The organism is Dactylosporangium sp. NPDC051541 (assembly GCF_044454505.1).
Taxonomy (GTDB): Bacteria; Actinomycetota; Actinomycetes; order Mycobacteriales; family Micromonosporaceae; genus Dactylosporangium.
The window spans coordinates 1-9,711 of the sequence record NZ_JBITDU010000044.1; the positions used below are offsets into that span (position 1 = coordinate 1).

2 protein-coding genes are annotated in these 9,711 nt (G+C 72.6%); both read right to left on the reverse strand.

All coding sequences use genetic code 11. From position 1 onward, the window contains the following. A partial coding sequence (locus ACIA8L_RS56140; RefSeq protein WP_395918478.1) for a beta-ketoacyl synthase N-terminal-like domain-containing protein occupies positions 1 to 8,778 on the reverse strand: 8,778 nt, incomplete at its 3' end. 19 nt (positions 8,779 to 8,797) lie between these two features. Further along, on the reverse strand, positions 8,798 to 9,711 hold a 914-nt coding region (locus ACIA8L_RS56145), incomplete at its 5' end, for a beta-ketoacyl reductase (RefSeq protein ID WP_395918480.1).

Sequence of the window (9,711 nt, forward strand, 5' to 3'; positions counted from 1 at the left end):
GGCGAGGAGCCGGGCGAGGGTGCCGGTGCCGCCGGTGATGAGGACGGGCCCTTCGTGGATCGGTGTTGTCTGGGCTGGGGTTTCGCGGGTGAGGCGGGGGATGTAGAGGTTGCCGTCGCGGATGGCGATCTGCGGTTCGCCGGTGGCGAGGGCGGTTTCGAGGGGGAGGGTGTCGTCGGTGTCGAGGATGGTGATGCGACCTGGGTGTTCGCTCTGGGCGCTGCGGGCGAGGCCCCAGACGGCGGCGGCGGGGAGGTCGGTGATGGCGCCGATGGGTACCGCGCCCCGCGTCACGACCGCGATCGGTCCGTCACCGCGGAGGGCCTCCTGGAGGAGTCGCAGGACGGCTTCGGTGAGGCGGTGGGTCGCGGCCGGCACGTCCTCGTCCGGGTCGCCGGCCGCGGCGATGGTGACCAGGCCGGTCGGTGCGGTGGCCGGTGCGGCGACCGGCGGCTGGAGCGGCACGTCGGCCCACGACAGCGCGTACAGGGCGTTCTCGCCGCCGCCACCGAGGGCGGGTGCGGGGCTCATGGTGACCTCGGCGACGGTGAGCGCCGGGCGGCCCGCGTCGTCGGTCACGGTCAGTGTCACCGTGCCGGCCGCCGTCGAGCGGACCAGCACCCGCACCTTCCCGTTCGCGTCGCCGTGCCGGGCGACCCCGCGCAGCGCGCTCGGCAGCAGCGGCCGGCCGGGCTCCTGAGCACCGGCGACGGCGGCCTGTAGCACGGCGTCGAGCAGCGCCTGGTGGATTGTGTTCCCCGGCGCGTCCGGGGCCGTGACCTCGGCGCACAGGCCGTCGCCGGTCCGCCAGGCGGCGGTCACGGTCCGGAACGTCGGCCCGTACTCGATTCCCGTGTCCGCGACGGCATCGTAGAGATCCTCGACGTCGACGACTGTCGCGTCGGCCGGCGGCCAGGCGCCGTGCGGCCGGCTCGGCTCGCCGTCGGCCGGGCCGGGAGTGAGGGTCGCGGTGGCGTGGAGGGTCCACGGCGGCGGCTCGTCGCCGGTGGTCGCCGCCCGGCCGTGGACGGTGAGCTGCGCGTCGGTCGCGGTGATCTGGAGTTCGGTGGCGGCGGTGACGGCGACCGGGGTGTGGATGGTCAGCTGCTCGATCGCGTTCGCCGTGGCGTGGAGGGCCAGGTCGAGCACGGCGGTGGCGGGCAGGACGACGGTGCCGTTGACGCGGTGCTCGGCCAGCCACGGCTGGGTCGCCGGGTCGAGGCGGCCGGTCAGGATGCGGGTGTCGTTCGCGGCCAGCCGGATGTCGGCGGTGAGCAGCGGGTGCCCGGTCGAGTGGCGGCCGGTGGGGTTGGTGTCGTGGAGCCAGTAGGAGCTGTGCTGGAACGGGTACGTCGGGACAGTTGCCGGCTCCGCATGAGTGGCGGGCCAGGTCACCGGGGTGGTGGTGTGGGTGTGGACGGTGGCGATCGCGGTCGTGAGGGTGTCGGTGTGGGGTTGGTTACGCCGCTGGGTCGGGATGGTCAGGGCATCGGGCGGCGTGAGCGCGCTGAGGGTGGTGTGGGGTCCGATCTCGATGTACGTGTTGGTGCCGAGGTCGTGCAGTGCGGTGATGGTGTCGTGGAAGCGGACGGTCTGCCGGATGTGGTCGGTCCAGTACTGCGGGTCGGTCGGCTCGCCGGCGGTGATGATGGGTGTGTGGGGCTGGTTGTAGGTCAGCGTGGCGGCGATGTCGTGGAACTGCTGGAGGATCGCGTCGGTATGGCGTGAGTGGTAGGCGTGTGCGGTGTTCAGGATCCTGGCTTTGCGGCCCAGGCGCTCGAAGTGCTCTTGGACCGGCTCGAGGATCTTCTTATCGCCGGCGACGACGACATCGGTGGCCGAGTTGATGGTGGCGATGTCGGCGTCAGGGTGGTGTCGCAGGACGTCGAGGACTTCGGCCTCGGAAGCCTTGATCGCCAGCATGGCGCCGGCCGGCATGGTGTGCATGAGTTTGGCGCGGGCGGTCACTATCTTGGCGGCGTCGGTGAGGTTCCAGATGCCGGCGTGGTAGGCGGCGGTGAGTTCGCCGATGGAGTGTCCGGCGTAGAAGTTCGGGGTGATGCCGAGGGCGGCGTGCAATGCGGTCTGGATGGCGAACAGTGCGGGCTGGGTGTAGAGGGTGGTGTTGAGTTCGGGGGTGTCGATGACCTGGAGTAGGGGCTTGGGCAGGTGCGGGTCCAAGGCCTCGCACACGGTGTTCAGGGTGGCGGTGAAGACCGGGTCGGTGTTGTAGAGGCCGAGCGCCATCCCGGGGTATTGGCTGCCCTGGCCGCTGAACAGGAATGCGGTGCGGGCGGTGATGGGTCCGCCGACGGGGGTGACGGTGAGGCCGGGATGTTCCGCACCCGTCGTGAGGGCGTGCAGGGCGGCCGCGTGGTCGCCGGTGATGACGGCCCGGTGCGGCAGCAAAGCCCGGCTGCCGAGCGCGGCGGCGATCTGGGTCGGGGTGGCGTCAACCGGCGCCAGCTGGGCGGCGTAGTCGCGCAACGCTTCCGGGGTCTTGGCCGACAACCGCCAGGTGACCGGCTGCTCATGGACTTCGACCGGTGGCGGGTCGGCGGCCGGGGGCTGTTCGATGATGAGGTGGGCGTTGGTGCCGCTGATGCCGAAGGAGGAGACGGCGGCGCGGCGGGGGCGGTCGACGGCCGGCCACGGGGTCGGCTCGGTCAGGAGTTGCAGGCCGCTGTCGGACCAGTCGAGGTGTGGTGAGGGCTGGTCGGCGTGCAGTGTCTGGGGGAGCATCCCGTGGCGGATGGCTTGGATCATCTTGATGACGCCGGCGACACCGGCGGCGGCCTGGGTGTGGCCGATGTTGGACTTGATTGAGCCCAGCAGCAGAGGCTGGTCGCGGTCGCGGCCGTAGGTGTTGGCGAGGGCTTGGGCTTCGATCGGGTCGCCCAGTTTGGTGCCGGTGCCGTGCGCCTCGACCGCGTCGACGTCCGCGGTGGACAGGCCGGCATTGGCGAGAGCCTGCCGGATGACCTGCTCCTGGGAAGGGCCGTTCGGGGCGGTCAGACCGTTGCTGGCGCCGTCCTGGTTCACCGCGCTGCCGCGCAGGATCGCCAGGACCTGGTGCCCCTTCGCTCGCGCGTCCGCCAGCCGCTCGAGGACGATCAGGCCGGCGCCCTCGCCCCAGCCGGTGCCGTCCGCCTCGGCCGCGAACGAGCGGCAGCGCCCATCCGGTGACAGGCCGCGCTGCCGGCTGAACTCGATGAACGCGCCCGGCGTGGCCATCACCGTGACGCCGCCCGCGAGGGCCAGGTCGCACTCGCCCTGCCGCAGCGACTGCGCGGCCAGGTGCATCGCGACCAGGGAGCTGGAGCAGGCGGTGTCGACGCTGACCGCGGGCCCCTGCAGACCGTACGTGTAGGAGAGCCGGCCGGACGCCACCGACGCCGCACTCCCGGTCCCGAGGTAGCCCTCGAACCCGTCCGGGGCGTGCAGCATGAGCCGGCCGCCGTAGTCGCCGTACATGACACCGGTGAAGACGCCGGTGTTGCTGCCGCGCAACGAGGCCGGGTCGATGCCGGCCCCCTCCAGGCTCTCCCACGCCGTCTCGAGCAGCAGCCGCTGCTGCGGGTCGGTCGCGAGGGCCTCACGCGGACTGATACCGAAGAAGTCGGCGTCGAACCGGTCGGCGTCGTGCAGGAACCCACCCGCGCGGACGTACGCGGTCCCCGGGTGGTCCGGGTCGGCGTGATAGAGGGCCTCCAGATCCCAGCCGCGATTCGTCGGAAAACCGGATATCGCATCGGTACCGTCGGCGACGAGCCGCCACAGCCCCTCCGGCGACACCACTCCGCCCGGATAGCGGCAGGCCATACCGACGATCGCGATCGGCTCGCCGGTGCTCGTGGCCGCGACGCTCGTGCGTTCCCGGCGGGCACCGGCCAACGTCTCCCGCAGGTAGGCCGCGACCGCCGCCGCCGTCGGGTAGTCGAACGTCAGGGTGGCGGGCAGCCGCAGCCCGGTCGCCGCGCTCAGCTGGTTGCGCAGTTCCACGGCCGTCAACGAGTCGAACCCGAGGTCCTGGAACGCCCGGTCCGGCCCGACCGCCGCGGCGTCGGCGTGGCCGAGGACGGCGGCGACGTGGGTGCGGACGAGGTCGGTGAGCGCGGCGCGGGCCTCGGCCTCGCCGAGCCCGGCGAGCCGCTGCGCGAGGGTCGACGCACCGGCTCGCCGCGGCTGGGCCGGCACCAGGCCGAGCAGCGGCGCGGGCAGCTCCGCGGCGGAGCGCAGGGCCCGCGGGTTGAGCGCCATGGCGACCTGGTGCGGCCGGCCGTCGGCGACGATGGCGTCGAGGAGGCGGTGGGCGCGGTCCGGGGCGAGCGCCTCGACGCCGCTGCGGGCGAGCCGCTGCTGGTCGGCGTCCCGGAGCTGGGCGGTGATGCCCGAGGCCGGCTGCCAGAGCCCCCAGCCGATGCTGGTGGTGTTGGGCCGCTGGTGGGCGAGGGCGTCGAGGAACGCGTTGGCGGCGGCGTAGTTGGCCTGCCCGGGCGTGCCGAGGGTGCCGGCGGCGGAGGAGTACAGGACCAGGCGGGTGGTGGCGGGTAGGAGTTGGTGGAGGTTCCAGGCGGCGTCGACCTTTGCCCGCAGGACGGTGTGGAGCTGTTCGGGGGTGAGAGTGTCGACAGTGGAGTCGGCGGTGGTACCGGCGACGTGCACAACGGTACCGAAGTGGTGTTCGACGAGGAGCCGCTGCAGCTGCTGGCGGTCGCCGGCGTCGCAGGTGACAACGGGTGGTGTGCCGTTGCGGCTGGTTACGACGATGTCCTGGATGCCGTGGTCGGTGGCGAGGTGTTCGGTCAGGAGCCGGCCGAGGGTACCCGTGCCGCCGATGATGAGGACGGGGCCCTCGTAGGCGGGAGTCGTCGGCGTGGCGGTCTCGCGGGTGAGCCGGGGGACGTACAGCCTACCGTCGCGGACGGCGATCTGCGGTTCGCCGGCGGCCAGGGCGGTCTCGACGGGGAGGGTGTCGTCGGTGTCGACAATCGTGATGCGGCCCGGGTGCTCGCTCTGCGCGCTGCGCATGAGACCCCACACGGCGGTGGCCGGGAGGTCGGTGACGGTACCGATGGGGACCGCGCCCCGGGTCACGACCGCGACGGGTGCGGCGCCGCGGAGGGCGTCCTGCAGCCGGTGCAGGGTCGTCTCGGCGAGCCGGTGCGTCGCGGCCGGGACGTCTTCCGTCGCCGGGTCGGTGCCGGCGACGATGGTCACCACGTCAGCGGGCGCGGGCCCCGGCGGCGAGGCGGCCAGCTCCGTCCAGTGGAGGGTGAAGAGGCTGTTGCGGGTGTCGGCCGCGAGCTGACCGGCGTCGAACGGCCGGGTCGCGACCGAGCCGATGGTGGCCGCCGGGGTCCCGTCGGGCCGGTACAGGTCGACGCGGTGCCGGTCGCCGTTCGCCGCCAGCCGCAGCCGCAGGCTGTTCGGTGCGGCCGACCCGTCCAGGTGTACGGCGGCATCGGCGAACGCGAACGGGAGCCGGACGGCGCCGTCGGCGGCCGGGCCCGACAGCGCGATGGCGTGGAGGGCGGCGTCGAGCAGCGCCGGGTGGATCGGGTGGCCGCCGGGTGCGCCGCTGTCGGGGAGGCTCAGCTCCGCGTAGATGTCGGCGCCGAGCCGCCAGGCGGTGTGCAGTCCCTGGAACGTCGGCCCGTAGCCAAGCCCGCCGTCGGCCAGGGTGTCGTAGAGGTCGTCAAGGTCGACCGGGGCGGCGCCGTCGGGTGGCCACTCGGCGGGGGCCGGCCGGGGCATCACCGCGGTGGGGCTGAGCACGGCGGTGGCGTGGCGGGTCCACGGTTGCGCCGGGTCGCCGTCGGCGGCTTCGGCCCGCGAGTGTACGGCCAGCTCCGCCCCGGTCACGGTGACCTGGACCCAGGTCGGCCCGGTGACGGTCAGCGGGGCCTGCAGCGTGAGCTCCTCGACGCCGGCCGCGCCCACGTGGGCGGCGGCGTGCCAGGCGAGGTCGAGGATGGCCGTCCCGGGCAGGACGGCGGTGCCGTGGACCGTGTGCTCGGCGAGCCAGGTCTGCGTGTTCGGGTCGAGCCGGCCGGTGAGCACGTGGGTGTCGCCGGTGGCGAGCTGGATCGCGGTGGCGAGCAGCGGATGACCGGTGCCGTGCGGGCCGCTGGGTCCGGTGTGGTGCAGCCAGTAGGAGGTGTGCTGGAACGGGTACGTCGGGATGGTTGCCGTCGCGGCCGTAACGTCGGGCCAGGCGACGGCCGTGGTGGTGTGCGTGTGGACAGTGGCGATCGCGGTCGTGAGGGTGTCGGCGTGGGGTTGGCTACGCCGCTGGGTCGGGATGGCGAGGGTGTCGGGCGGGGCGAGCGGGGTCAGGGTCGCGTGAGGCCCGATTTCGATGTACGTGTTCGTGCCGAGGTTGTGGAGTGCGGTGATGGTGTCGTGGAAGCGGACGGTTTTGCGGATGTGGTTGGTCCAGTAGTCGGGGGTGGTGGGTTGACTGCCGCTGTCGGTGATGATCGGTGTGTGGGGCTCGTTGTAGGTGAGGGTGGCGGCGATGTCGTGGAATTGCTGGAGGATCGCGTCGGTGTGGCGTGAGTGGTAGGCGTGTGCGGTGTTGAGGGTCGTGGTTTTGCGGCCTAGCTGATCGAAGTGTGCTTTGACGGGTTGCAGGTCGTCCTGGTTACCGGCGACGACAATGCTGGTGGGGCCGTTGATGGTGGCGATGTCGACGTCGGGGTGGTGGTGCAGCGCCTCGAGGACTTCGTTTTCGGTGGCTTGGATGGCGAGCATGGCGCCGGGGGGCATGGTGTGCATGAGTTTGGCGCGGGCGGTGACCATCTTGGCGGCGTCGGTGAGGTTCCAGATGCCGGCGTGGTAGGCGGCGGTGAGTTCGCCGATGGAGTGTCCGGCGTAGAAGTTGGGTGTGATGCCGAGGGCGGCATGTAGTGCGGTCTGGATCGCGAAGAGGGCGGGCTGGGTGTAGAGGGTGGTGTTGAGTTCGGGGGTGTCGATGACCTCGAGCAGGGGTTTGGGCAGGTGGGGGTCGAGGGCTTCGCGGACGGTGTCGAAGGTGGCGGTGAAGATCGGGTTCGACCGGTAGAGGTCGAGCGTCATGCCGGGGTATTGGCTGCCTTGGCCGGAGAACAGGAATGCGGTGCGGGCGGTGATGGGGCCGGCGGTCGGGGTGACGGTGAGGTTCGGGTGTTCCGCGCCGGTGGCGAGGGCGTGGAGGGCGTCGGTGTGGTTGGCGGTGATGACCGCCCGGTGGGCGAAGAGGGCTCGGCCGGCCAGGGTGGCGGCGATCTGGTCCGGGGTGGCGTCAGACCGCTCCAGCTGGGTGGCGTAGTCGCGCAACGCGTCCGGGGTCTTGGCCGACAGTCGCCAGATGACCGGCTCCCCATCGACTTCGGCCGGTTCGGGGTCGACCGCCGGGGGCTGTTCGATGATCAGGTGGGCGTTGGTGCCGCTGATGCCGAACGAGGACACGGCGGCGCGGCGGGGGCGGTCGACCGTGGGCCAGGGGGTGGGCTCGGTCAGGAGTCGCAGGCCGCTGGTCTCCCAGTCCAGGTGTGGCGACGGCTCGTCGACGTGCAGCGTCTCGGGTAGCACACCGTGGCGGATGGCCTGGACCATCTTGATGACGCCGGCGACACCGGCGGCGGCCTGGGTGTGGCCGATGTTCGACTTGATCGAGCCCAGCAACAAAGGCGTACCGCGGCCGCGGCCGTAGGTGTTGGCCAACGCCTGGGCCTCGATCGGGTCGCCCAGGGTGGTGGCGGTGCCGTGGGCCTCGACGGCGTCGATGTCCGTGGTGGCGAGGCCGGCATTCGCCAGGGCCTGCCGGATGACGCGCTCCTGGGACGGGCCGTTGGGGGCCGAGAGCTGACTGCTGGTGCCGTCCTGGTTGACGGCGCTGCCACGGATCACGGCCAGGATACGGCGGCCGTTGCGCTGCGCGTCGGACAGGCGCTCGAGGACGAGTTGGCCTACGCCCTCGCCCCAGCCAGTACCCCCGGCGGATTTTGCGAATGAACGGCAACGGCCGTCCGGTGAGAGCCCGCGCTGGCGGCTGAACTCGATGAAGGTCGTCGGCGTGGCCATCACCGTGGCGCCGCCGGCGAGGGCGAGGTCGCACTCCTGCTGGCGCAGCGCCTGGACGGCCAGGTGCATCGCCACCAGCGACGACGAGCAGGCGGTGTCGATCGTGACGGCCGGACCCTGCAGACCGAAGACGTACGAGATCCGGCCCGACGCGATCGAGCCCGCGCTGCCCGTGCCGACGAAACCCTCGAAGCCGGCGGGCAGGTTCGTGATGAGCCGGCCGCCGTAGTCGTTGTACATGACGCCGGTGAAGACGCCGGTGTTGCTCTGCCGCTGCTCGGCCGGGCCGATCCCGGCGTCCTCGAACGCCTCCCACGCCGTTTCCAGGAGCAGCCGCTGCTGCGGGTCGGTGGCGAGGGCCTCGCGGGGACTCATCCCGAAGAAGTCGGCGTCGAACCCGTCGGCGTCGTGCAGGAACCCGCCCTCCCGCACGTAGGCGGTGCCGGCGTGGTCGGGGTCCGGGTGGTACAGCCGCTCCAGGTCCCAGCCGCGGTTCGCCGGAAAACCCGAGATCGCATCGGTACCGCCGGCGACGAGCTTCCAGAGCCGCTCCGGGTCCGCCGCGCCGCCCGGGTAGCGGCAGGCCATGCCGACGATCGCGATCGGCTCGCGGGCCGCCTGGGTCAACCGGCGGTTCTGCTGCCGCAGCCGCTCGCTCTCCAGCAGTGACGCGCGCAGCGCCTCGACGACTTTCTCCGACGACGTAGCCATTGTCTGCCCCTCGACGACTTCAGGACTCGGTGGTGGTGGTCAGTGCCAGGTTGATCAGGTCATCGACGTCGGCGTCCGCGATCGCCTGCGCCCCGTCCGCGGCCGGCTCCGGCGCCGCGTCCGCGCCACCGGCCAGGCCGAGCAGCACGTCGAGGAGGCCGGCCGCGCGCAGCCGCGCGAGCGGGATCCCGGCCAGAGTCCGGCGGATCGCGGCCTCGTGCGGGTCGCCGTCCGGCTCGGCCGCCGGGACGAGCTGCCCGTGCAGGTACCGCACGATCGCCACCGGCGTCGGGAAGTCGAACATCGCGGTGGCCGGCAGCGGCAGCCCGGTCGCGTCCCGCAGCTGATTGCGCAGCTCCAGCGCGGTCAGGGAGTCGAAACCCATGTCGAGGAAGCCGCGTTCGACGTCGACGGTGTCCGGCTGCGCGTGCCCGAGCACCACCGCGATGTTGCTGCGCACCAGGTCGAGCAGCAGCCGGCTCTGCTCGGCCCGCCCCTGCCCGGCGAGCCGTGCGGTGATGGACACCCGTTCGCCGGCACCGCGCCGGGGCCGGACCCCGGCCGGCACCAGCCCCCGCAGCAGGGGCGGCACCGCCCCACCGGCCCGCACGCCCTTGAGGTCCAGGTCGGCGGCGACGTAGTGGCGGCCGCCGGTGGCGAGCGCGGCGTCGAGGAGGCGGTGGCCGTGCTCGGTGCCGAGGGGCCGCACCCCGGCCCGGGCGAGCCGCTGCTGGTCGGCGTCGCCGAGCTGCCCGGTGATGCCCGACGTCGGCGCCCACAGCCCCCAGCCGACGCTGACCGTGTTGGGCCGCAGGTGGGCGAGGGCGTCGAGGAACGCGTTGGCGGCGGCGTAGTTGCCCTGTCCGGGGGTGCCGAGGGTGCCGGCGGCGGAGGAGTACAGGACCAGCCGTGTGGTGGCGGGTAGGAGTTGGT